Source organism: Actinopolymorpha sp. B11F2 (assembly GCF_040195635.1).
In the GTDB taxonomy this organism is placed as follows: Bacteria; Actinomycetota; Actinomycetes; order Propionibacteriales; family Actinopolymorphaceae; genus Thermasporomyces.
In genome coordinates this window covers 346,006-367,682 of record NZ_JBEFTX010000002.1, presented here as the reverse complement: position 1 = coordinate 367,682, position 21,677 = coordinate 346,006, and the positions used below count along the sequence as shown (strand labels likewise).

General features: G+C 69.0%; 20 protein-coding genes. 8 read left to right on the top strand and 12 right to left on the bottom strand.

What is annotated here, in order from left to right; all coding sequences use genetic code 11:
• Positions 1-27: 27 nt before the first annotated feature.
• From ABN034_RS05550 to ABN034_RS05530, 5 genes are all read right to left on the bottom strand, one after another.
• A complete protein-coding gene (locus tag ABN034_RS05550; protein ID WP_349689891.1) occupies positions 28-1,212 on the bottom strand; it encodes an ABC transporter ATP-binding protein in 1,185 nt (394 codons plus the stop codon).
• Positions 1,213-1,243: 31 nt separating this feature from the next.
• On the bottom strand, positions 1,244-2,068 hold the full coding sequence (locus ABN034_RS05545; protein ID WP_349331938.1) for a carbohydrate ABC transporter permease: 825 nt from the start codon (positions 2,066-2,068) through the stop codon (positions 1,244-1,246).
• The gene (locus ABN034_RS05540; protein WP_349689890.1) at positions 2,068-2,997 is read right to left on the bottom strand and encodes a carbohydrate ABC transporter permease; all 930 of its coding nucleotides are present in this window, start codon (positions 2,995-2,997) and stop codon (positions 2,068-2,070) included. Before ABN034_RS05540 ends, ABN034_RS05545 begins: the two co-directional genes overlap by 1 nt.
• A 15-nt stretch (positions 2,998-3,012) precedes the next feature.
• On the bottom strand, positions 3,013-4,374 hold the full coding sequence (locus tag ABN034_RS05535; RefSeq protein WP_349689889.1) for an extracellular solute-binding protein: 1,362 nt from the start codon (positions 4,372-4,374) through the stop codon (positions 3,013-3,015).
• A 290-nt stretch (positions 4,375-4,664) separates the two neighbouring features.
• Entirely contained in the window at positions 4,665-5,495 is an 831-nt protein-coding gene (locus ABN034_RS05530; RefSeq protein ID WP_349689888.1) for an aggregation-promoting factor C-terminal-like domain-containing protein, read from the bottom strand.
• A gap of 280 nt (positions 5,496-5,775) precedes the next feature.
• Between ABN034_RS05530 and ABN034_RS05525 the strand changes: the two genes are divergently transcribed.
• On the top strand, positions 5,776-6,147 hold the full coding sequence (locus ABN034_RS05525) for a hypothetical protein (protein ID WP_349689887.1): 372 nt from the start codon (positions 5,776-5,778) through the stop codon (positions 6,145-6,147).
• A gap of 155 nt (positions 6,148-6,302) precedes the next feature.
• On the opposite strand, the gene phoH2 is transcribed toward ABN034_RS05525, so the two are convergent.
• Positions 6,303-7,748 (bottom strand): RNA 5'-3' helicase PhoH2, encoded by a 1,446-nt coding sequence (gene phoH2, locus ABN034_RS05520; RefSeq protein ID WP_349689886.1) that lies wholly within the window; start codon positions 7,746-7,748, stop codon positions 6,303-6,305.
• 308 nt (positions 7,749-8,056) lie between these two features.
• Positions 8,057-8,818: an isoprenyl transferase gene (locus tag ABN034_RS05515; RefSeq protein WP_349331958.1), complete on the bottom strand. Its 762-nt coding sequence runs from the start codon at positions 8,816-8,818 to the stop codon at positions 8,057-8,059.
• A gap of 372 nt (positions 8,819-9,190) precedes the next feature.
• On the opposite strand from ABN034_RS05515, the gene ABN034_RS05510 reads away from it, so the two are divergent.
• Together ABN034_RS05510 and ABN034_RS05505 are read left to right on the top strand one after the other, a co-directional pair.
• Positions 9,191-9,820: an MBL fold metallo-hydrolase gene (locus ABN034_RS05510; RefSeq protein ID WP_349331932.1), complete on the top strand. Its 630-nt coding sequence runs from the start codon at positions 9,191-9,193 to the stop codon at positions 9,818-9,820.
• A gap of 147 nt (positions 9,821-9,967) precedes the next feature.
• Positions 9,968-11,143, top strand: coding sequence for a TRM11 family SAM-dependent methyltransferase (locus ABN034_RS05505; protein WP_349689885.1), 1,176 nt, complete (start codon positions 9,968-9,970; stop codon positions 11,141-11,143).
• Between the two features lie 325 nt (positions 11,144-11,468).
• Here ABN034_RS05505 and abmR read toward each other — a convergent pair whose 3' ends face one another.
• Positions 11,469-12,071, bottom strand: a complete 603-nt coding sequence (abmR, locus tag ABN034_RS05500; protein ID WP_349689884.1) for an ATP-binding transcription factor AbmR — start codon at positions 12,069-12,071, stop codon at positions 11,469-11,471.
• Positions 12,072-12,182: 111 nt separating this feature from the next.
• Here abmR and ABN034_RS05495 point away from each other — a divergent pair, with 111 nt between their 5' ends.
• From ABN034_RS05495 to ABN034_RS05485, 3 genes are read left to right on the top strand one after another with little or no spacing between them, the layout of a single operon-like run.
• Positions 12,183-13,157 (top strand): MerR family transcriptional regulator, encoded by a 975-nt coding sequence (locus tag ABN034_RS05495; RefSeq protein ID WP_349689883.1) that lies wholly within the window; start codon positions 12,183-12,185, stop codon positions 13,155-13,157.
• Entirely contained in the window at positions 13,067-14,179 is a 1,113-nt protein-coding gene (locus ABN034_RS05490) for an erythromycin esterase family protein (protein WP_349689882.1), read from the top strand. Before ABN034_RS05495 ends, ABN034_RS05490 begins: the two co-directional genes overlap by 91 nt.
• Positions 14,146-14,286 (top strand): hypothetical protein, encoded by a 141-nt coding sequence (locus ABN034_RS05485; protein WP_349689881.1) that lies wholly within the window; start codon positions 14,146-14,148, stop codon positions 14,284-14,286. Before ABN034_RS05490 ends, ABN034_RS05485 begins: the two co-directional genes overlap by 34 nt.
• A 90-nt stretch (positions 14,287-14,376) precedes the next feature.
• Here ABN034_RS05485 and ABN034_RS05480 read toward each other — a convergent pair whose 3' ends face one another.
• Both ABN034_RS05480 and ABN034_RS05475 read right to left on the bottom strand, forming a co-directional pair.
• On the bottom strand, positions 14,377-14,715 hold the full coding sequence (locus tag ABN034_RS05480; protein ID WP_349689880.1) for a DUF5808 domain-containing protein: 339 nt from the start codon (positions 14,713-14,715) through the stop codon (positions 14,377-14,379).
• Positions 14,716-14,745: 30 nt separating this feature from the next.
• A complete protein-coding gene (locus tag ABN034_RS05475) occupies positions 14,746-16,782 on the bottom strand; it encodes a thioredoxin domain-containing protein (protein ID WP_349689879.1) in 2,037 nt (678 codons plus the stop codon).
• Positions 16,783-16,976: 194 nt separating this feature from the next.
• On the opposite strand from ABN034_RS05475, the gene ABN034_RS05470 reads away from it, so the two are divergent.
• Together ABN034_RS05470 and ABN034_RS05465 are read left to right on the top strand one after the other, a co-directional pair.
• Entirely contained in the window at positions 16,977-18,311 is a 1,335-nt protein-coding gene (locus ABN034_RS05470; RefSeq protein ID WP_349689878.1) for a DNA methyltransferase, read from the top strand.
• Positions 18,308-19,273 (top strand): hypothetical protein, encoded by a 966-nt coding sequence (locus tag ABN034_RS05465; RefSeq protein WP_349689877.1) that lies wholly within the window; start codon positions 18,308-18,310, stop codon positions 19,271-19,273. The genes ABN034_RS05470 and ABN034_RS05465 overlap by 4 nt, the downstream gene beginning before the upstream one ends.
• 8 nt (positions 19,274-19,281) lie before the next feature.
• Here the strand turns inward: ABN034_RS05465 and ABN034_RS05460 are convergent, their stop codons facing one another.
• Together ABN034_RS05460 and ABN034_RS05455 are read right to left on the bottom strand one after the other, a co-directional pair.
• Positions 19,282-20,337, bottom strand: a complete 1,056-nt coding sequence (locus ABN034_RS05460) for a DUF2157 domain-containing protein (RefSeq protein ID WP_349689876.1) — start codon at positions 20,335-20,337, stop codon at positions 19,282-19,284.
• 169 nt (positions 20,338-20,506) lie between these two features.
• Entirely contained in the window at positions 20,507-21,613 is a 1,107-nt protein-coding gene (locus tag ABN034_RS05455) for an aminoglycoside phosphotransferase family protein (RefSeq protein ID WP_349689875.1), read from the bottom strand.
• Positions 21,614-21,677 lie beyond the last annotated feature (64 nt).

Sequence of the window (21,677 nt, the reverse complement as noted above, 5' to 3'; positions counted from 1 at the left end):
GTCCCACCCCGGCCACATCGAACCCGCCTAGGACGTGCTGGGGGCAGTCGTCGATGTGGTGGCAAGGTTGGCGCCGGTGTGGGGGTCGAAGAGGTGCATGCGCGACACATCGACCCAGAACTCGGCCTCCCCACCTTCCGCGACCTGGCTGGCCGGGTCGAGCGAGACGATGAGTTGGGGCCGCATCGCTTCCATGTCGAGCTCTTCGGCGAGCGCGTCGATCTGGGAACGGATCTCGGCCGGCGATTCGTACGGCACGTAGGCGTACTGCTCGTTGCCGAGCCACTCGGTGACGTCGACGGTCGCGGAGAAGGTCTGGCCACGGTCGCGCTTGGACGCATCGACGTAGGCCGCGTCCTCGAAGAACTCGGGCCGGACGCCGGCGACCAGAAGCTTGCCGTCGATGTCGGCGGCACTGATCCCTGCCGGCACGGGGACCGTGCAGAACGGCAGCGACACCTGGCCGTTCTCGACGGTGGCCGGCAGGAGGTTCATCGGCGGGGCGCCGATGAAGCCTGCGACGAACAGGTTGACCGGGTGCTCATAGAGCTCGCGCGGAGTCGCACACTGCTGCAGGATCCCCTTGCGCAGCACCGAAACCCGGTCGCCGAGGGTCATCGCCTCGGTCTGGTCATGGGTGACGTAGACCGTCGTGATGCCGAGCCGGCGTTGCAGCCGGGAGATCTCCGTCCGCATCTGCCCACGCAGCTTCGCGTCGAGGTTGGACAGCGGCTCGTCGAACAGGAACGCCTCGGCCTCACGCACGATCGCCCTGCCCATCGCCACCCGCTGCCGCTGCCCACCGGAGAGCTGGCTCGGCTTGCGCTGCAGGTGTTCCTTCAGCTCGAGCAGCTCAGCGGCGTGTTCGACCTTCGCCGTGATCTCGTCCTCGGGCAGCTTCGCCAGCCGCAGGGGGAACGCGATGTTCTCGAAGACGGTGAGGTGCGGGTAGAGCGCGTAGTTCTGAAACACCATCGCGAGATTGCGGTCGCGGGGTGCCTTCTCGTTTACTCGCTGACCGCCGATGGTGAGGTCACCGGAGGTGATGTCCTCGAGCCCGACGATCATCCGGAGGAGGGTGGACTTCCCGCAGCCGGACGGGCCGACGAGGATCATGAACTCGCCGTCGGCGATGTCGAGGCTGACGTCATTGACGGCGGGGAAGCCGTCGCCGTAGCGCTTGACGAGGTTCTTCAACTCGATGGCTGCCATGGTGTGAGACCCTCCGGGGGGATGGAACGTATCAGCCCTTCACCGCGCCGGAGGTCAACCCGGCAACGATCTTGCGCTGGAAGAGAAGGACGAGCACGATCACCGGGATCGTGACGACAACGGCAGCCGCGGCGATGGCGGCCGTGGGTTGTTCGAAGAACGACTCACCGGTGAAGAACGCCAGCGCCGCCGGCACCGGTCTCGCCGCGTCGGACGCCGTGAGCGAGATACCGAAGACGAAGTCGTTCCACGCGAAGAAGAACGTCAGGATCGCCGCGGTGAACACACCCGGTGCGGCAAGCGGCACGATCACCTTGCGGAACGCCTGCCACTGGGTCGCGCCGTCGACCTGGGCGGCCTGCTCCAGCTCCCAGGGAATCTCCCGGAAGAACGCCGTCAGCACCCAGATCGACAACGGCAACGTGAACGACATGTACGGGATGATCAACCCGATCCACGTGTCGTAGAGACCGATGCTGCGCCACATGTCGAACAGCGGCGGCACCAGCGAGATCGTGGGGAACATCGCGATCGCCAGCGCCATCGACAGGATGAGCTTCTTGCCAGAAAAGTCCAGCCGCGCGATCGCGTAGGCCGCCAGCGTCGCGAATGTCACCGACAACACCGTGGAGATCAACGAGATCCCGATCGAGTTACGCAGGGCAGAAGTGAACAGTCCTGACTCGAAGACGGTCCGGTAGTTGTCCAGCGACCAGGCGCTCGGGAAGAACTGCTGGTTCTGGACGTCCTCCCCCTTCTTCATCGACAGGGAGAGGATCCAGCCCACCGGAAAGAGGGTGTAGACGATGACACCCAGCCCAGCGACCACCCATCCGGCGGTGAGTCGTCCCTTCATCACCGATCACCTCTCACCTGGGACAGGTCGGTCCGGAACACCTTGATGAAGATGACGGCGATCAGGACAACGGTCAGGAACAACAACACTGACACCGCCGAGCCCAAACCCACTGCGGTACGGGTGATCATCTCCCGATAGGCCAGGAAGGACACCGTTTCGGTGCCCTGTGCGCCATTGGTCATCACGAACACGTTGTCGAAGATCCGGTACGCATCAAGGGTCCGGAACAGCAGTGCGACCATGATGGCCGCCTTCATGTTCGGGATCGTCACCTTCCACAGCCGCTGCCACCAGGTGGCGCCGTCGACCTTCGCGGCCTCCTGCAACTCCTCCGGCACCTGCGCCAGACCGGCCAGCAGCAGAAGCGACATGAACGGTGTGGTCTTCCAGATCTCCGACAGCGAGATGGCCGCGATCGAGGACCAGAACTGCGCGAAGAAGTCGTAGTTCTCCAGGCCGAACCAGCCGTTGATGAATCCCGAGTCCGGCGCGAACGCGAACTTCCACGCGAAGGCCGACACCACGGTGATGATGCCGTACGGAACGAGAATCGAGGTACGCACGATGCCGCGTCCGAAGATGATCCGGTGCATCACCATCGCAAACGCGAACCCGATCACCAACTCGACCGCAACCGTGATCACGGTGATCAACACTGTGACACCGACATCGCGCCACCACAGACCGTCGGTCAGTATCACCGCGTAGTTGTCGAACCACACGAACCGCCGCGACTGCGGATCGGTGATCCGGTAACTCTGCAAGGACAACCAAACCGCCTGCAGCATCGGATAGGCGGTCACCGCGAGCATCACGACGAATGCCGGCAGGCAGAGGTACCAACCCAACCGCTGCTCGTGGCGAGCTCGCTCGGTCACCTTGGGCCGCTGGACGGTCGGAGCGGCCGTGGACTCGACCGTTGTCATCAGACCTCGGGCCCCCTAGCTCAACTCGTTGTCTTGGAGGACGGCGACGATCAGGTCGGCCGACTGGCCGGGCGTCTGTGCGTTCAACCCCGCCGGCGGATGCCACGTGCGCTGGATGGTGGCGGTGATGTCCGGGTAGTACGGAGTGACGGGCCGGGGCGCCGCCTCGTCCACCGACTCACGCAGGAGTTCGGCCATCGGGAACGCCTTCCTGATCGCGGGATCGGTGTACACCGACTCGACTGTGGCGAGCAGTCCCTCGCCCAGCATGTAGGTCTGCTGGCTCTCGGGCGAGGTCAGGCACTCCACCGCGTCGACCGCGAGCTCCGGGTGCTCGGAGAACGCACCCACGGCGAGATCGATGCCACCCAACGGCGGTGCGCTGGGCTCACCCTCGACGACCGCCGGCCACCGGGCCCACCCGATGTCGTCGATCCGGACTTCCTGGTCCTCGACCGCCTGACGGAGTTTTTCCTTGTCCGCTTCGGACTTCGCCGACTCAAGCTGACCTTCGAGGTCGGTGAGCATGCTGGTCTCAGCGGTGTAGACGAACGGCCAGTTGGTCATGAAGCCACCGTTCGCGGCAAGGAAACCCGCCTGTGCGGTCCCCTCGTTGGAGTTGCTGATGTCGGCCGGCGCGGCCTTCGACCTCGCGAGAGTCCGGACGACCTGGGCCGCCTCACGACCCGCGGCGGAGTTCAACGCCGGCGTGACGTCCTTGCCCGCTTCGGGATTCTTCAGGATCTCGCCACCGGCCGAGGCCACCAGCGAGTTGATCAGCACGGTGTAGCCCTCGTACCGCGACGCCTGCACCTGGACGGTCGTGCCGGTGTCCTCGGCAGCACTGATCACCTGATCCCAGGTGACGGCGGAATTCGGGCCAACGTCGAGTCCGGCCTTGCGGGCAACGGATTTGTGGTACCAGAGCAGCTGGGTGTTGGTGTTGAACGGAACGGCGAAGAGATCGCCCTGCCACTGCGCGGACTCCAACGGCCCCTGCAACATTCCTCGGGTCAGCCGCTCGCGCTCCTCGCCCGTGAACTTGCGGACGAATCCCGCGTTGGCGAACTCCGCGAGGTAGGGGACGTCAAGACTCATCAGGTCGATACCCGAGTCGCTCGCGGCGAGCCGGCGGACGAGTTGCTCACGCTGTCCGGTGGACTCCCGCGGCAGCAGGGCCGTCCTGATCCCGTAACGTCCATCGGCGGCCTGTGTGCACTCGGCGGCGAGCTTCTGCTGCGTACCGTTGTCCGGGTTGATGTACCACGTCAGCACCGGCACATCGGACTCGCTGCCACACCCGGCCAACGCCGCACTGGCGATCAGCGCCGCCGAGGCGAGAACCGCGCCGGCACGACGCCTGGTGGAACGCCTCACACCCGGACCCGCTTGCCGTCGTCCACGGTCGGCTGCGTCGTGCACTACGCCTCCCCGTTTGCCTCGTCTCTTCCGGCCCGTGCGGACGGCCCAGAGGGACCGCGGAACCACACGCTGCGCCACCTCGGCTGGGTGGTCGATCTTTCGGAGCCGCAAGTAAACCACGTCTGGTGGCGTCTCGCGAGAGATCTTGCGGCGGCGTCGAGGCGGAAAACGAGAATGCTCAGGCGGCGAACACCATGGGCACCCTGTCGGTGTACTCCGTCAGAACTCGTGCTGTCGAAGCCTGGTCAGTACCAGTTGTTTGCCTGCCAGAACGACCACGCACCACACGGAGTCGAGTAGCGGTCGGCGATGTAGTTCATGCCCCATTCGATCTGGGTGGCCGGATTCGTCCGCCAGTCGTCGCCATAGGCGGCCATCTTCTCGCCTGGCAACGCCTGCGGGATGCCGTAGGCGCCAGAGCTCGGATTGGTGGCGCTGGGGTTCCACCCGCTCTCGTGCTCCCACAGCGTCTCGAGGCAGGAGAACTGCGACGAGTCCCAGCCGAAGTCGTCCATCATCCCCGAGGCGATCGCCTTCGGGTCGCTGAGTGCCAGGCGTTCACGGGCGCGGGAGGCACGTTCCTCGGCCCGGATGCGCTCGATCGCGGTGCGGTCGAGGACCGCCTGTCCGGTGGCCGGTGTCGCCGCCTCGGTGGGCGTGGGTGTCGGAGTGACCGTCCTGGAGGCGCGAGGGGTCGCCGTGGGTGAGGCGGTCCGCTTCGGAGCCTTCTTGGCCCCGAGGATGCCCGAGTTGCCGACGTCGGACAGGACCAGCGTGTTGCGGGGCCCGAACTGGTCGCTGCTGATGAGTACGCCGCCACCAACCGCGCCGGTCACTCCGATGCTGGCCGCCGTCATCGCCGCGAAGGTCGGGCTCAGGCGCGACGGGCGCCTGCTCGCAGCTCTGGTGGCGAGCTTGCTCGCCGACCTGGCCTTGGGCTTCGCCGCCGAACGGGACACGGCCCGGGCCGCCGGTCCGGAGGCCGCCTTGGCCAGGCCTGCCTTGATCCCGCCCGACCTGGTCGCCGGTTTGGTCGCCACCTGCGCCCCGGCCCGGGCGGGCACGGGGGCGGCCATGGGGCGAGCCACCGGCGGTCGGGCGGCCACCTGCCACCGCGGCACGGCCGCAGCGGGAGATGGCGCGGCCGCGGGCGGCGCGACAGGAGAGGGTGCGCCGGTTGCTGGCGCGACACGTGAGGGTGCGGCTGTTGGCGGCGCGACAGCAGAGGGCGCGGCAGGAGCTGGCGTCGGAGCGCCCGCACGTGGTGTACGCGAACCGGGAAGCCCTCCTGGCCAGGCGACCGACGGCACCGTGCGGGGACCACCTGGACGAGCCTGCGCGGTGGTGCCGGGTCGGGTGACCGCGAAGCCGGAGACCCGGGAGGACGGCGGCGAGACCGGGGAAGGCGACCGCGACACCGGCGAAGACGACCGCGAGACCGGGGAAGGCGACCGCGAGACCTGGGAAGGCGACCGGGACACCGGCGAAGACGACCGGGACACCGGCGAAGACGACCGGGACACCGGCGAAGACGACCGCGGCACCGGCGAGGACGACTGGGACGCCAGGGACGACGGGGAGGAGGAGGTACCCGGCGACGGGGCGGCGATGCGCTTGCCGCCCCGGCTGGGTGGTGGCATCGGCGTGGCTGACGGGCCACGGGACGCCGAAGCGAACAGCCGACCTCGTGCCTTGTGTTTGGGCGGTGCCTTATGCCTAGCCGAATAGCTAGCCACAGCTGCCTCCAGACGCCATTCGCGGACCGTTCGATCGCGCGACGTGAGCCCGATTTGCCCCTGCTGCACGCACAACGTAGCAGTGCTGCAACTTTGTGTTACTGGTTGGGGATGCCCGGCGCGTCATCGTGACACACCTGGCCGCGGTCACAGCGAGATGTCCTCGAGCATCTCGGTGACAAGTGCGGCGATCGGCGACCGCTCCGAACGGTTCAACGTCACGTGCGCGAACAACGGGTGCCCCTTGAGCTTCTCGACAACTGCAACGACACCGTCATGGCGACCGACCCGCAGGTTGTCGCGCTGACCCACGTCGTGGGTGAGGACGACCCGCGAGCCGGAACCAATGCGCGACAATACCGTGAGGAGCACGTTGCGTTCCAGTGACTGCGCCTCATCAACCACGACGAAGGAGTCGTGCAGCGACCGTCCCCGGATGTGGGTCAACGGGAGCACCTCGAGCATTCCCCGGTCGATGACCTCCTCGACCACGTCCGCGCTGGTCACAGCGCCGAGGGTGTCGAACACCGCCTGCGCCCACGGCTGCATCTTCTCCGCCTCGCTGCCGGGGAGGTACCCGAGGTCCTGTCCTCCGACGGCGTACAACGGCCGGAAGACGACGACCTTGCGGTGTTGCCGGCGTTCCATCACGGCCTCGAGCCCTGCGCACAGAGCGAGCGCGGACTTGCCGGTTCCGGCCCGGCCGCCGAGGCTCACGATGCCGATGTCGGTGTCGAGCAACAGCTCCAGCGCGACGCGTTGCTCGGCCGAACGACCATGCAGGCCGAACGCCTCGCGGTCACCGCGGACCAGGCGTACCTGCTTGTCGGGCGTCACCCTGCCCAGGGCGCTGCCACGTTCGGAGAGCAGGACAAGGCCGGTGTGACACGGCAGGTCACGCGCGACCTCGAGGTCGATCGTGCCCTCTGCGTACAGCCGGTCGACGTCGGCGGCGGTGAGATCCGCCTCCATCATCCCGGTCCAGCCGGTGACGGCCGGAATCTCGGCGCGGTACTCCTCCGCCGTCAGGCCCAGCGCGGACGCCTTGACCCGCAGCGGAAGGTCCTTGGAGACGAGGACGACATCGCATCCCTCAGCGGCAAGGTTGCGCGCCACGGCCAGGATCCGGGTGTCGTTGTCAGGGACGCGGCCGTACCTACCACCGGGCACGCCACCAGCCCGCAGGTCGGGCGGCAGCAACTCCGGATCAGTGTGGTTCAGCTCGACCCGCAGCGTGCCCCCGGCCGCGCCGACCGGTACCGGCTCGTCGAGCCGGCCGTGCAGGACGCGCAGCTCGTCCAGCAGGCGCAGCGCGGTGCGAGCGAAGTAGCCGAGCTCAGGGTGATGCCGTTTGCCCTCCAGTTCGCTGACGACCACGACCGGTATGACCACATCGTGTTCGTCGAACCGCTTGAGCGCATGGGGATCGGCGAGGAGAACGCTGGTGTCGACGACGTAGGTACGCGTGCCGGTCGGACCCTTTCCGGCACCGCCGTCCCGGGTCGCCCCTGCGGTCGCGGGCTTGTGTCCGGCAGCTGAGCGGGCGCTCGACTTGCTCGCACCCACGGTCGCGTTCGGCTTCGATGCAGCCACGTGCGTCCCCTTCGGGCCAGCGGCGCGCACCAGCGCCCGGCCCTCGCCTGTCGAGATGGTGGACCGGGACCAAGCCGCAGGGCCGGGTGCCGGCCCTCTCGCGACGCGGCCGAGAGTTGGCAGAACCCAACCCGTGGCCACGTTCACCATGCGTACCCTTCCCCGCCTCGCGGCGGGAGGAGGACGACTGCGCACGCATCGATGGGCCTCCCGAACAGCCGGGGTCTCTCCGACCGTCAGGATCGAAAATACGTGGGGTTGGCCCCCGCGAACAGAGGGACACGCAAACAGGCAGGTTAACTGGGAGTTCAGAGCCCGTAACGACGGTTACGCGCTGCGTAGGCACGAATCGCCCGGAGAAAGTCGACCTTGCGGAAATCCGGCCAGAGTGCTTCACAGAAATAGAACTCGCTGTGCGCACTCTGCCACAACAAAAAGCCGGACAGGCGTTGTTCGCCGGACGTACGAATAATCAGGTCGGGATCCGGCTGCCCTTTGGTGTAAAGGTGTTCGGAGATGTGCTCGACATCGAGCAGCTCCGCCAACTCCTCCAGTGTCGTGCCCCGGCTCGCCTGCTCGTGCAACAACGAACGCACGGCATCGGCGAGTTCCTGCCGGCCGCCGTAACCGACGGCAACGTTGACGAGCATTCCCGAAACATTCGCCGTGCGTTCAACGGCGCGTTTGAGCCGGCTCGCGACCGAAGTCGGCAACAGGTCGGACGCTCCCACCGGGTGCAGCCGCCACCGGCCGGTTGCGGCCAGTTCCTCGACGATGCGCTCGATGATCGTGAGGAGGGGTTCGAGCTCCTCCGGCGGCCGGGACAGGTTGTCGGTCGAGAGCATGTAGATCGTCACGACGTCGACGCCGAGTTCCTCACACCAGCCGAGGAACTCCGGGATCTTGTCGGCACCGGCCTGGTGACCGCTCGAGACATGGCTGCCGGACGCGCGAGCCCACCGGCGGTTGCCGTCGATCATCACCGCGATGTGCCTCGGCACCCGGTCGGCGGCAATCGACGCCATCAGGCGTCGCTGGTAGATGCGGTACAGCAGGCCCGGACGGCCCATGGAACCCGTCACCTCCTCAGGGTGTCCTGCTGCCCGAGGCTACCGCCGCGGGCACGGCACACGCGCGCCGAGTCGGCAAGCCGGTACGACGTGTCTCGGGCGCCCCTTTCACCTTCATAGACTCGTGAGGTGCCGTCCTGGTGACGTCGTACGGACGAACCGATGGGAACCGCCCGCCGGCCCGACGTGCCCTTGGATGAGGGGCACCCTGTTGCGAACCTATTGGATGGGGGCGCCCCTCATGCGGCGGGTCGTTGGATGGGGGCAACCAAAGCCGGGTCGGGAAGCCGGGTCGAGAAGCCAGGGAGAGAGCCCGGTCCAGGTGCCCGGTCGAGAGGTCGCGAGGGTCGAAGGGACAAGGGAGGAGCGTCTATGCGCATCATCAAGTACACCCATTCGTGCGTACGCCTGGAGAAGGGTGACCACGCACTCGTCATCGATCCGGGGTCGTTCAGCGAGGAGGAGCCGCTGGACGGCGCGGAGGCGGTGCTCATCACCCACGAGCATGTCGACCACCTCGATGCCGGCAAGCTCCGCCGCCATCCCGACGTCCAGATCTGGACCAACGCCGCCACGGCCGCGCTGCTGGACGATGTTGATCCGGCGCGGGTCCACGTGGTGGCCGGCGGGGACTCCTTCACGGCGGCGGGATTCGAGATCGGCGTGCACGGCGAACTGCACGAGGTCATCCATCCCGACCTGCCGCAGGTGCCGAACGTCGGGTTCTTCGTGGATGCGTCGTTCTTCCACCCCGGTGACGCTTTCACCGTGCCTGAGGCTCCCGTGCGTACGTTGATGGTGCCGACCAGCGCGCCCTGGCTGCGTGGTGCGGACTCGATCGACTACATCCGTGCGGTCAAGCCGACTCTGGCGTTGTCGGCGCACGACGGAATGCTCAACGACATCGGCCTGCAGGTCGTCGACGGACTGGTCGGATCGATGGCCGAGAAGTCCGGATCGCGGTTCCGCCGGCTCGCCGTCGGCGAGGCGCTCGACGTCTGATCCGGCGCTCTTGTCGGCGAGGCGCCCACCGTTCTGATCCGGCGCCCTGTCGGCGTACCCGCCCGGTCGCGGTTCAGCCGACCGTTCGGCGCGCCCGTTCGGCGCCCGCTCGCGTGGGCTCTCGACAGGCCTGGAATCGTTGTCCTCATGCCGCGCTACGCCCTGCTGATCCTTCCAGCGACGAACCGTGTCTACGCGGAGGCGTCGGTCGATCTCCTGCGTGCCGAACTGGCGGTGTTCGCCGAGCGGGCGCTCGCCGGGCGGCTGGGTGAGGTGGAGGAGGCAAGGCTGGGCGGTGTGCCGTACGTCCTCTTCACGGCCGAGGAGTTGAGCGGCCGCGACATCGCGTACCTCTCCCAGCTGTCGTCGCTCTACGCACTCTTCGAGGTCTCGGGCGCGGATGGTGACCCGAGTGGCGGCGCGGGCGATGGAGCCGACCTGCTGCTGCGGCCCGTCGAGCTGACGCCGCTCGCGGTGTTCGACGACGACCTGCTGACGATCCAGAAGTACGCCGGAAAGACGAACGAGTACTTCACCAAGCTGCTGCTCAACGTCACCGTGTTGTCGTCGGACTTCGCCGGCGCGATGCTCGACCGGCGGTTGCACGTCTTCGATCCGCTCTGCGGGCGTGGCACGACGCTGAACCAGGCGCTGATGTACGGATACGACGCGACCGGACTCGAGCACGACAGCAAGGACGTCGAGGCGTACTCCGCCTTCATTCGTACCTGGCTCAAGCGCAAGCGGCTGAAGCACCAGGCGGAGTTCACGCCGGTACGCAGGGACCGCAAGGTGATCGGGCGGCGGCTGCACGTCACGCTGGCGGCGGACAAGGAGGCGTACAAGGCAGGGGACGCGTTGTCGCTCACGGTGGTCAACGGGGACACGACGCGGGCGCGCGACTTCTTCCGGCCACGGTCGTTCGACGTGGTCGTGGCGGACGCGCCGTATGGCGTGCAGCACGGGAGCCGCACGCGCGGCGGCGGAGACGGCGGGCGCGGCGGCGGGAACGCGCGCGGGTCTGACGGTGCGCGCGGCAGTGACGGGAGACGCGGCGGCCGTGGTGGTGACGGCGGTGGAGGGGGCCTGTCGCGACGGCCGCTCGACCTGCTGAAGGCTGCCGTACCGGCGTGGGTGGAGTTGTTGAGGCCCGGAGGCGCGGTCGGGATCTCGTGGAACATTCACGGCGCCAGCCGCGACGACGCCGCCCAGGTGCTTGGGGACGCGGGGCTCGACGTCTGCGAGGGCGCTGCGTACGAAGGATTTCAGCACCGGGTCGACCAGGCGATCATCCGGGACATCCTGGTCGCGCAGAAGCCCTGACCCCCACCTCGTTGTCGGGGTCCCCAATGACCAGTGCTCGGTGGCGCTGTGCTCGGTGGCGCTGTGCTCGGTGGCGCGAGCTCAGTGGCGCTGTGCTCAGTGGCGCGGTGCTCAGTGGCGCGGTGCTTCCATGATCATGAAGGAAAACCGGCCTATGTGCCGACAAACTTTCATGATCACGGACGGTCGGGAGTCGCCTCCCCAGGCTTCGCCTCGTCCTCGACTTGCGGGCCACTCCGAAGAGTTCACCTCGTCCTCGGCCCGCGCGCGGGCCCGAAGCGGTCGCGTCGTCCTCGACCTGCGCGCGGCGCCCGGAACGCTTGGGCTATTTCTCGGGCGGCGGGTCGCTCTGGGTTTTCGCGGGGTCGCCCTCGGGGGCGGGGTCGTCGAGGCCGTCGGTGCGGTCGGCCGCGTCCGGGCCCTGGGAACGGACCTGCTCGACATGTGCCATGGCGGCGCGAAGGTCGGCCAGCCACGGTTCGACGTTCCGGCCGACGAGCTTCACGCACCAGGCCAGCGCCTCCGAGCGAGTCCGCGCGACACCCGACTCGACCAACGTGTCGAGCACCTGGCGTTCGGACTGGCGGAGCCTCGTCATGACCGGCACCGACTGGGTGGTGAACGTCTCCCGACTCTCCCCACAGGCCGCTCCCCACGCCACTTTCTGGCCGGTGGCGTGTTCGAGTTCACGGGCGATCCGGATCCGATGTTCGCGCGTACGTTCCCGGAACTCCTTGATCCGCCCGGACTCGGCCGCCGAGCGCTCGACCGCGGACGCCTCCTGCGCCACCTTCGGCGCCGCAAGAGTCCCGATGACGGTGATCTCGTCCCGGTCCGTGGTCAGATCGACTGGCGCGGTGAACCACTCTTCGGGCAGCCGGCCGACGAGCCAACCGCGGATGCGTTCCTCGCGTTCCTGACGTGTCATGTAACCATGATTACACGGTTACAGTTCACGGTGTCAACGTCTCAGCTCTCCACACTCCCCTCGGCGCGGGCTTGACCCCCCCCCGTAGCGGGAGGTTCTACCGTCTGGTGCGTGAACGACGACGACATCCAGCGCAGGTGGAGCATCGGGAGGCTGGCCGAGGCCAGCGGTGTCACGGTCCGGGCCTTGCACTACTACGACGAGATCGGGCTGGTATCCGCCAGCGAGCGAACCCGGGCCGGTCATCGCCGGTACACCGACGCGGACGTACGCCGGCTCTACCGCGTGCGCGCCCTCCGGCAGCTGGGCCTGTCGCTGGACGAGGTGGGCACCGCCCTCGGGCGTACGACCGACGATCTGACCACCTTGCGTAAGCTGCTCGACTCCCAGCTCGCCGATCTGGAGACCAGAGCCAGCCAGATCGCCACGCAGACCCGGCAGGTGCGGAGGCTGCTGGGGCAGCTGAGCAGGTCGGACATGCCCGACCCGGAGGAGTTCCTCGCCGCACTGGAGACGACGGTCCCACTGACCAGGGCCGAAGCGTACTTCTCGGACCGACAGCGGGCCGCGCTCACCCAGCGCGCCACGGAACTCGGCGAGGAGGCGATCGACGACCTGAAGTCGGAGTGGCTCACGCTGGTGGCGAAGCTGCACGAGTACGCCAAGGACGGGACGCCGGCCGACGATCCCGGCGTACAAGCGCTCGTCACGCGCTGGCAGGAGATCGGGGCCACGTTCCATACCGGCGACTCACGCCTGGACGAGCAGATGACCGCCGCCGCGACCGCCCGGTGGCGGCACGGAGGCACTGCCCTCGCCCGGCAGGTCACGGAACGCGTCAGCGGACGACTCGGCGGACTGGACGCCGATGACGTGGCCCGCGTGGTGAGGAACGTCGAACACGCCCGGCACGTTGCCGGTAGCGACATCACCGAGGGGCCGCCGTCCTTCGCACGCTCGATCCCGGCGACGAGGACGTCAGCGACCTCGAACCGTTGCGGGAGATCGTCGGCGACGCGCGCGTGGTGGCGATCGGCGAGAGCACCCACCGGATCCACGAGTTCTACCAGCTGCGGCACCGGCTGACCCGATTCCTGGTCGCCGAGCTGGGCTTCACGGCGTTCGTGATGGAGTCGGGCTTTCCAGAGGGCCTCGCCGTCGATGCATGGGTACGCGGCAGGCCGGGGAACCTCGGCGACCTGCTGCGCCACGGCGTCACGTACCACATGGGCACGTGCGCGGAGATGGGCGACCAGTTGGCGTGGATGCGGTCGTTCAACGCCTCTCATGAACGCGCGGTGGGGTTCTACGGCATGGACCTGCCGGACTCCAGCGCCTCGGCACTGCCGGCGGTCAGTGCGAGCATGGAGTTCCTGGACGAGGTCGATCCGGCCTATGCCGAGGTGGCACGGCGGACGCTGCTCCCGCTGTTCGACTATCTCCCGACCGACCGCACAGGTCTGGCCTGGGCCGCCCCGACGCTGCACGCGTACCTCGCGCTCGACCCGGGAGCGCGGTACGAACTGACCGCGCGGATCGGCGACCTGGTGGAGCGAATGCAGGCGCAGCGGGTCGTCTACTCCGGACGTGCGGACCGGGAACGATTCGAACGGGCCTACCGCTGCGCGTCCACCGCTCGGCACATGGACGCCTTCCCGCAGGCGATGGCGGTCGGACCCGAACGCACCTACGAAGGCGCCAACCTCCGCGATGCGGCGATGGCCGAGACCGTCGAGTGGATCCTGCGGCGGGAGGAGCGGGTCGTCATCGCGGCGGCCAACGGTCATGTCCAGCGCTGGCCGTTCTCGGCGCCGCCGATCGTCAACGACCGGCTTACCACCGCCGGCGAGCACCTCGCGGCGTCGCTCGGCAACGAGATGGTCTTCATCGGCAGCACCCTCGGCGGCGGCGAGCTCTTCCTCCACCGGCCGATCCCTGGCGCGCCCGCCGGTCACACCGAGACCTTCGTCCAGGACATGCCGGCACCCGATCCGCACAGCCTGGACGCGCTGCTTGCCTCGGCCGCGCTGCCGTACTACCTGGTCGACCTCAGGAAGGTTCCCGGTGGGGCGCCGTGGCCGAGGAGTTCGCGACGCGGACGTCGGTGATGACCGGCGCCCAGCCGACGCCGGTCGATCCATTGACGGCATTCGACGCGGTGGTCCACGTCGACCGGGTGACGCCGTGGCACACCTTCCTCAACGCGCCCGGGTGACGGCCCGACCCGCGCCGACACGCCGCAAGAGTCCGTCGACCCGGCGTGCCCGTCAGCGCGGTGCGGACGTCAGTGGTGTGCGGGCGTACGTCAGTGGTGTGCGGGCGTCCTGCCGTTGGACGCGGACTCATCCTGCGCCACCGCGGACGAGGCGAGCTTCACGACGCGGCCGATGTTGAGGTCCCAGCCGAGGCCGTACGCCGTCGGCTGCACGAGCCGGTCGTCCTCCGGCGCCCACCAGGTCGAACGCAACCGGTCGATGGTCGGCGGCCGGTAGTCGTAAGGAACTCCGGCGACCTTTCCGCGCCACGTGCGTTCGGGTGCCGGGCGGCGCAGCTCCCTGACCACCGACGTCGCGACGAGAGCGCCGACCGCGCCCATGAGCAGTGCGTCGAGCCGGCTGAAGCGACCCTTCTTCTGCCTCGCCATGCTGCATCACTCCGTTCCGCGTACAAGGACTCACTGAATGTTACGTACGCCGATCCTCGCACCAAGCTCGCGGGGGTCTGTCACCGGGCGCTCGCAGACGAAGTTCCGGCAGACGTACGCAGCGGAGCGACCGTCGACCAGGCCACGGCCGGCAAGCAGGGGAATCCGCCCATCGCCGCCGCCGGAGGACGATGCGCCTGCCGTCGACGGCGTTCCCACCGCGACGACGGCGCCCGGACTGGGCGAGAACAGCGCCGTCCGGCGGAGGGCCGACCGGTCGGGGTCGTCGGGTCCGACGACCGCGACCTCCACCGGCCCGGCGGCCAGCGCCTCGGCGACCGCAAGGCCCCAACCCGCGGCGCGTGGGGCGCGATCCGCCAACGCACCGGCGACGCCGAGTGCCGGCTCCACGGCTTCGCGGTGGCGTGACGAACCGGTCAGGGCGGCGTACGTGAGCAACGCACCCGCCGCGGCCGAACGACCGGACGGCGTCGCGCCGTCGGTGGGATCGCGGGGACGGCGGACCAGGCGTTCGGCATCGTCGGCGGTGTCGAAGAAGCCACCCTCGCCGTCGGAGAACCGGGTGAGTACGACGTGGAGCAACTCCCCCGCGCGTTCCAGCCAGACCTGATGACCCGTCACCGTGAAGAGAGCCAGATAGCCCTCTGCGACATCGGCATAGTCCTCGAGCACGCCGGGACTCGTGCCCGCCACGCCGTCGCGGGAGGTACGCACCAGGCGGGAAGCATCGTCGGTGTGCAGGCGTACGAGAAGGTCCGCTGCGGCCACCGCCGCCTCGACATAGGACGACTCCTCGAGCAGCGCACCCGCCTCGGCTAGCGCGGCGATGGCGAGACCGTTCCAGGCGCCGACCACCTTGTCGTCACGGCCGGGCGGGACCCGCTGCGCGCGTGCCGCGAAGAGGCGCGCCCTGCTGTCGGCGAAGGCCGCCGGATCGGCCGGGTCCACCGGCAGCTGCAGGGTGGAGGTGCCGTGTTCGAACGTCCCCTCCTCGGTCACGCCGAACAGCTCCGCCGTGGCGGCACCGTCGGCGTCGCCGAGGACGGCTCGCAGCTCTGCCGGCGTCCATGCGTAGAACTTGCCTTCCACGCCCTCGCTGTCGGCGTCGAGGGCGGAGGCGAACCCGCCTTCGGGAGTACGCAGGTCCCGGAGCAGGAAGTCGGCGGTCTCCCGTACCACCCGCTCGGCCAGCGGGGCGCCCGTCTGCCGCCACCAGTGCAGGTAGACGCGGAGCAACAGGGCGTTGTCGTACAACATCTTCTCGAAGTGCGGGACCACCCACGCCTGGTCGACGCTGTAGCGGGCGAAGCCGCCGCCCAGCTGGTCGTACATACCGCCGCGGGCCATCCGTTCGCCCGTCTGCTCGACCATGGCGAGCGCCTGCTCCGATCCCGTGCGGGCCGCGTGGCGGAGCAGGAACTCCAGCACCATCGACGGCGGGAACTTCGGCGCACCACCGAAACCGGCGTGCACCGGGTCGAAATCCTTCGCGAGCGACTCGACCGCGCCGTCCAGGGCCGCCTGGTCCGGCGCTTCTCCTGAGGGGATCTGCGGGCTGTCGAGGTGGGCGACGATCTCGCCCGCGGCCTGGGTCACCTCGTCGCGACGTTGGTTCCAGGTCCTCGTCACGGCCTCCAGCACCTGGGCGAACGCCGGCATGCCGTGCCGTGGCTGCGGGGGAAAGTACGTACCGCAGTAGAAGGGCTCGGCCGCCGGCGTGAGGAAGCAGGTCATCGGCCAGCCGCCCTGGCCGGTCATCGCCTGCGTCGCCTCCATGTAGACCGAGTCGACGTCAGGGCGTTCCTCACGGTCGACCTTGATGTTGACGAAGTGGTCGTTCATGTAGGCGGCGGTGCCTTCGTCCTCGAACGACTCGTGGGCCATGACGTGGCACCAGTGGCAGGCGGCATAGCCGACGGACAGCAGGACGGGGACCTCACGGCGGCGGGCCTCGGCGAACGCCTCGTCGGACCACGGCCACCAGTCGACCGGATTGTCGGCGTGCTGCCGGAGGTAGGGGCTCGTCGCTGCAGTAAGTCGGTTCATCACTTCCACCGTAGTCCAGTACGCGGGTGCCGCCAGGCGACAGCGCAGCGCCCATCCCGCACCAGGCTCCGCCCGGGACTTGTCAGAGGTATCTCGGCATAGAAGGCGACAAACCTCTGACAAGTTGATCAGCGGGCACGGGAGCGCGGCGAGCCGGTGCGGCGCTGTCGGCGGGCGGGGCTAGCCTGCGGTGCGTGGGTGGTGAGGGGAAGGCGCGCGGCCGACGGCCGGGCGTTCCGGCGTACGAGCTGTGTCACGGCGACGTCAGCAAGGCTTACCGCCGCTGGCCGACGCCGGTGACGATCATCAGCGACGGCGCCTATGGCGTCCGCGGATTTCACGGCGACACGACCGGCACCGCCGACTTGGTGGAGTGGTACCGCCCGCACGTCGAAGCCTGGTCCGCAGCCGCACACCCGGCCACGACACTCTGGTTCTGGAACACCGAGGTGGGCTGGGCGACTGTCCATCCACTGCTGGTCGAGCACGGGTGGGACTATGTGCAGACCATCACCTGGGACAAGGGCATCGCGCATGTCGCGGGCAACGTCAACGGCAAGACGATCCGCCGGTTTCCGGTGGTGTCGGAGGTCTGCGTCCTCTACCAACGCCGATTCACGATCGACACGCCCGACGGCCCGCTCCCGGTGCAGCAGTGGCTGCGTCACGAGTGGGTACGTAGCGGCCTGCCGCTCTATCGCGCCAACGAGGCGTGCGGCGTCCGCAATGCGGCGACCAGGAAGTACCTCACGCAGGACTGGCTGTGGTACTGGCCGCCCGGGGAGATGCTGGAGAAACTCGCGACGTACGCGAACGAGCGGGGCCAACAGACTGGTTGGCCCTACTTCAGCCTCGACGGTCGGGGCGTCGTCACGGCCAAGGAGTGGGACTCGCTGCGCCACCGGTGGAACCACCAGCACGGGATCACCAATGTCTGGCACCGGGGACCGTTGCACGACGACGAACGGCTCAAGGGCACCCTGCGGCGCGCTGCACCGCGGGTCTACCGGCCGACCGCCGGCAGTTCGGCGCACCTGAACCAGAAGCCGCTGGAGTTCATGGAACGCCTGGTCAAAGCGGTGACGGTGCCCGGTGACGTGGTGTGGGAACCGTTCGGCGGGTTGGCGTCGGGCTCGGTCGCGGCGGTCGCGTTGGGCCGCCGTGCCTACGTCGCCGAACTCGACAAGGAGTTCACGAAGCTCGCCCGCGAACGCCTGCGGTCGGCGCGAGCGGCGGCCAATCCGGCGGCGGAGGAGGCTGCCGTCCCCTCCGACCGTCCCGACCTTGCCGTGGCGGGAGAAAGCGCGACGGGCGCGCCGGCGACCTCGGACGTCGTGAACGCGGCAGCCCGAAGCGCGGCCACAGGCGGCAGCATCGCGACAGGTGGCAGCGTCGCGACAGGCGGCAGCGGGGCGGCGGGCGGGAATGCCGGGCGGCAGGGCGGGAATGCCGGGCGGCAGGGCGGGAACCCGGCCTGTAGCACGGACGCGAGCCCCCGCGGCACGGGTGGCGAGGCGGCGACGACGTGACCGCCAGCACTGACGGGCTCTTCGACGCGTCGCCGGATGCGCCGCTCGGACCACCCGCACCGGCGGAGCCCGCCCTCGACCCCGACGACCCGCGCACCACACTCCAGCAGCGGCTCCGCGTCGTGCTGGCCGGCCTTGCGGCGTACTTCGAGTTCCACAACCACATCGCCGGCGTCAACGCGACCGACCTGCACAGTCTCAACACCTTGCTGGGTACGTCGATCGAGGGTCAGGTGGTCGCCGCACTCAACCAGCAGCGTGCCCTGTGGGATCCCGACGACGCGTGGCTGGGTTACACGTTCGAACGTCAGTCACAACGGTTTCCCGACGTACGCCTGCTGCGCAAAGGATCGCCGGGCGGTCCCGACATCGCGCTCGGCATCGAGCTCAAGGGCTGGTTCCTGTTGGCCAAGGAGGGCGAGCCGAGTTTCCGGTTCACCACGACGCCCGCCGCCTGTGCCGATCACGACCTGCTGGTGGTCGTGCCGTGGTACCTCGACAACGTCCTGTCCGGGTCGCCGGTGGCCGCCGAGCCCTATGTCGTGTCGGCCCGGTGGGCGGCCGAGTACCGCAACCACTACTGGCAGTACGCCCGAGATGCCGCAAAGGGCGCTGACCGCGGCGTCCGCGCACCGGCCGACGCCCACCCCTACCCCGGCAAGGATGAGCAGATCGCGGACCAGCCGGCGTACGACGGCGGGAAGAACTTCGGCCGGGTCGCGCGGGTGCGTGGCCTGATGGACGAGTTCATCCAGGCCTCGCACGAGTTGGAGGTGCTGGGCATCCGGATCCTCGACTGGTACCGCTTCCTGCGCCTGCACAGCGACCAGGCAGATCCGGACGCCGTGTCGGTGCAACTGGAGCGGGAGCTACGGCGAACCGTCAGCAGCCGGTCCGCCGAGGACGCCGCCCGCGCCCTCGCCGCCGCCCGTCAACTCGGCGACCTCCTGGGCCCGAGCTGAGACGGCGGTCACGAGGACTCGCCGGGATCGGCCGGCGGCCGCGACGACAGCCGCCCCCGCCTGCGTAGGGTCGCGACGGCGCCCACGATCAACCCCACGCCGATGAGCAGCAGGACGACACCCACGAGCAGGGCGTTGTCGAACATCACGCCCAGCGCGGTCGGCGGGATGACGAGTGCGCCGGCCGCCCCGAACACCGCGTACCACCAGCGGCGGCTGGTCCAGAACATCGCGAACATCGCCGCGATGCCCACCAGACCCAGCAGCAGACCCACCCAGGCGTAGTCGTTCTCGATACTGGCGAGCTCGGCACCGATCAGGCCGATGGCGCCGCCGAGGACTCCGGCGACGTCGCGTTCGGCGAGGATCCGGCCGAGGCCGATCCACAGGGCGCCGTACGCCATCAACACGATGCCGGTCAGCACGAGCGCCGACCATGCCTGCGGACGCATGTCGATCAGCGCGATGGCGATCAGCAGTCCACCACCGAAGGCCGCGCAGACGAGCGGCGCCCTGCCCCACATGACGTAGCTGGCGGCCGCCACGACGACCATGGCGACACCGGGAAGGACCAACGCTCTGAACCCGTCCACGTCGATGGCGACACCGACCGTGAACGCCGCACCGCCGGAGCCCAGCGCACCGAGGGTGGCGGCGAGCGTGTCGCGCTGTCGGTTGCCGGAGTCGGCCGATCCGGGTTCGCCTCGCCCGGTAGGCCGCATCGCCGTACGCACCAGCCCGCCGACCGCCATGGCCGCCACGAGGAGGAGGACGGTGGCCCCGCCGCAGATCGCCAGCTTGCCGGCGCGGTTCAGGTCGCTCCAGGCCAACCCGACGATGAGAATCAGGGCACCGATGACCAGCGCGCCGCCGAGGTAGGACAGCACCTCGACCACGCGCTCCCGGCGTTCTGGCGGGACGTCGCGAGGCTGCGCGGGGGCGACGCCCGAACGGCGCAGAACGTCACCGACCCGCCGCGCCTGATCCTCCGACAACGTGCCCTCGCGCACCAGCCCGGCCAGGGCGTTGCGCATCGGGTCCGTGTCCCGGTGATCGGTTGACATCCGTGTGCTCCCTACTGGGGGTGTGCCGCAGCGGATGCTGCCGGCGCTCCTCGCATTCGCGCAGGTCGCGTCGACAGCCTGTCGGGCAGCTTGGCAGCTCCACACACCTACCGGCAACGGCTGCAGGGGTAGCGGGCCGTACGCCTGGAGGGGCGGCTGGACATTGCGGTCAAAGCCCGTCAGGCGCCTCCGTGACCAGGAACTCCGCCACGGCCACCCAGGCCCGCGCGCCCTCCTCGATCGGCCGCCCGTTCAGTGTCGTACGCCCCTGCTGGAACGCCGACAGGACGGCCGGAACGAGCCAGCCGTACTTCGCCGTCGCCCCGGCCGCTATCGCCCTGCGGACGTCATCCACCGGACGGACGCAACCACCGTCGGCGAGCCCGGCCGCGTAGCCGTCGACCAGGTTCTCGAACAGCTCCGGTAGCAGGGTTGGCTCCAGCCGGAAGTCGGCGACCGCGTCGACGAGCAGGGTTCCGGCATCCTCACCGAGGGCGCCGACGCCGGCGAACGCCCAGTCGATGACGACGGTGTCGCCGTCGACGTCGAAGAGATTGCCTGGGTGAAAGTCCAACTGGCACAGGGTTCTGGGGTAGTTGTCGAGGACCGACCGGAAGCGGTGCCGATCGGCCCAGAGCTGCCGGAAGGCCCAGGCCCGACCGGCCGGCACGACCGCCTCGACGCCTGGGTGGGACCAGGCGCGCGGGTCGTCCAGGATCTCGCAGTGGACAGACCGGCGGTCGACGTAGACCCGTAGCCAGTCGCGGCTGAGCCACCGCTCGACGAGTGCCGGGGCGTCGGCAAGGCGGCCCTGCATCCGGCCGAGATCCCTTGCCGCGCGGCGATAGCGGTCGAGTGACCAGTGGGAGGCGGGTAGGCCAGCGACGTCCTCCATCCAGATCGCCGTGGTGCCATCGGCCCGGTCCACGACGCCGTGACAGGCGGGCGCCCGGAGCCCGTCACGAAGGCCCGCGAGCAGGTCGCTCCCGAACGCCTCCGCCTCCCGCCGCCAGTAGAACGGGTGGTCCGGGTCGGGGTGCGAGCGCCACGTCGTGCCGGCGCCGCCGGCATGCCGGATGACCTTGCACACGAGGGACCAGTCACGCTCTGGACCGTGGACCCGCCAGATGCCGACCGTCGCGAGATCGGCGATCGTCGGTCGAGCAAGGAGCTCGACCTGGACTTCGCCGCACTCGTTGGTCGTATGCCCGTGCGCCGGGGCCATCACCGCCACCTCGGCCGCCGTCACGCCGCAGTCCTCACCGTCGTCCTGCACGACGACACCCCTACCTTCCCCGATCCCCCGAGTGGACGATTACTGTAGCACCAGAGGTGCTACA

Bases quoted from the DNA above. Each gene is read 5' to 3' on its own strand.
- abmR (WP_349689884.1), bottom strand. From the start codon at position 12,071: ATGACACGTCAGGAACGCGAGGAACGCATCCGCGGTTGGCTCGTCGGC.
- ABN034_RS05460 (WP_349689876.1), bottom strand. From the start codon at position 20,337: ATGTCAACCGATCACCGGGACACGGACCCGATGCGCAACGCCCTGGCC.
- ABN034_RS05540 (WP_349689890.1), bottom strand. From the start codon at position 2,997: ATGACAACGGTCGAGTCCACGGCCGCTCCGACCGTCCAGCGGCCCAAG.
- ABN034_RS05545 (WP_349331938.1), bottom strand. From the start codon at position 2,068: ATGAAGGGACGACTCACCGCCGGATGGGTGGTCGCTGGGCTGGGTGTC.
- ABN034_RS05510 (WP_349331932.1), top strand. From the start codon at position 9,191: ATGCGCATCATCAAGTACACCCATTCGTGCGTACGCCTGGAGAAGGGT.
- ABN034_RS05505 (WP_349689885.1), top strand. From the start codon at position 9,968: ATGCCGCGCTACGCCCTGCTGATCCTTCCAGCGACGAACCGTGTCTAC.
- ABN034_RS05480 (WP_349689880.1), bottom strand. From the start codon at position 14,715: ATGGCGAGGCAGAAGAAGGGTCGCTTCAGCCGGCTCGACGCACTGCTC.
- ABN034_RS05515 (WP_349331958.1), bottom strand. From the start codon at position 8,818: ATGGGCCGTCCGGGCCTGCTGTACCGCATCTACCAGCGACGCCTGATG.
- ABN034_RS05475 (WP_349689879.1), bottom strand. From the start codon at position 16,782: ATGAACCGACTTACTGCAGCGACGAGCCCCTACCTCCGGCAGCACGCC.
- ABN034_RS05550 (WP_349689891.1), bottom strand. From the start codon at position 1,212: ATGGCAGCCATCGAGTTGAAGAACCTCGTCAAGCGCTACGGCGACGGC.
- ABN034_RS05530 (WP_349689888.1), bottom strand. From the start codon at position 5,495: ATGGCCGCCCCCGTGCCCGCCCGGGCCGGGGCGCAGGTGGCGACCAAA.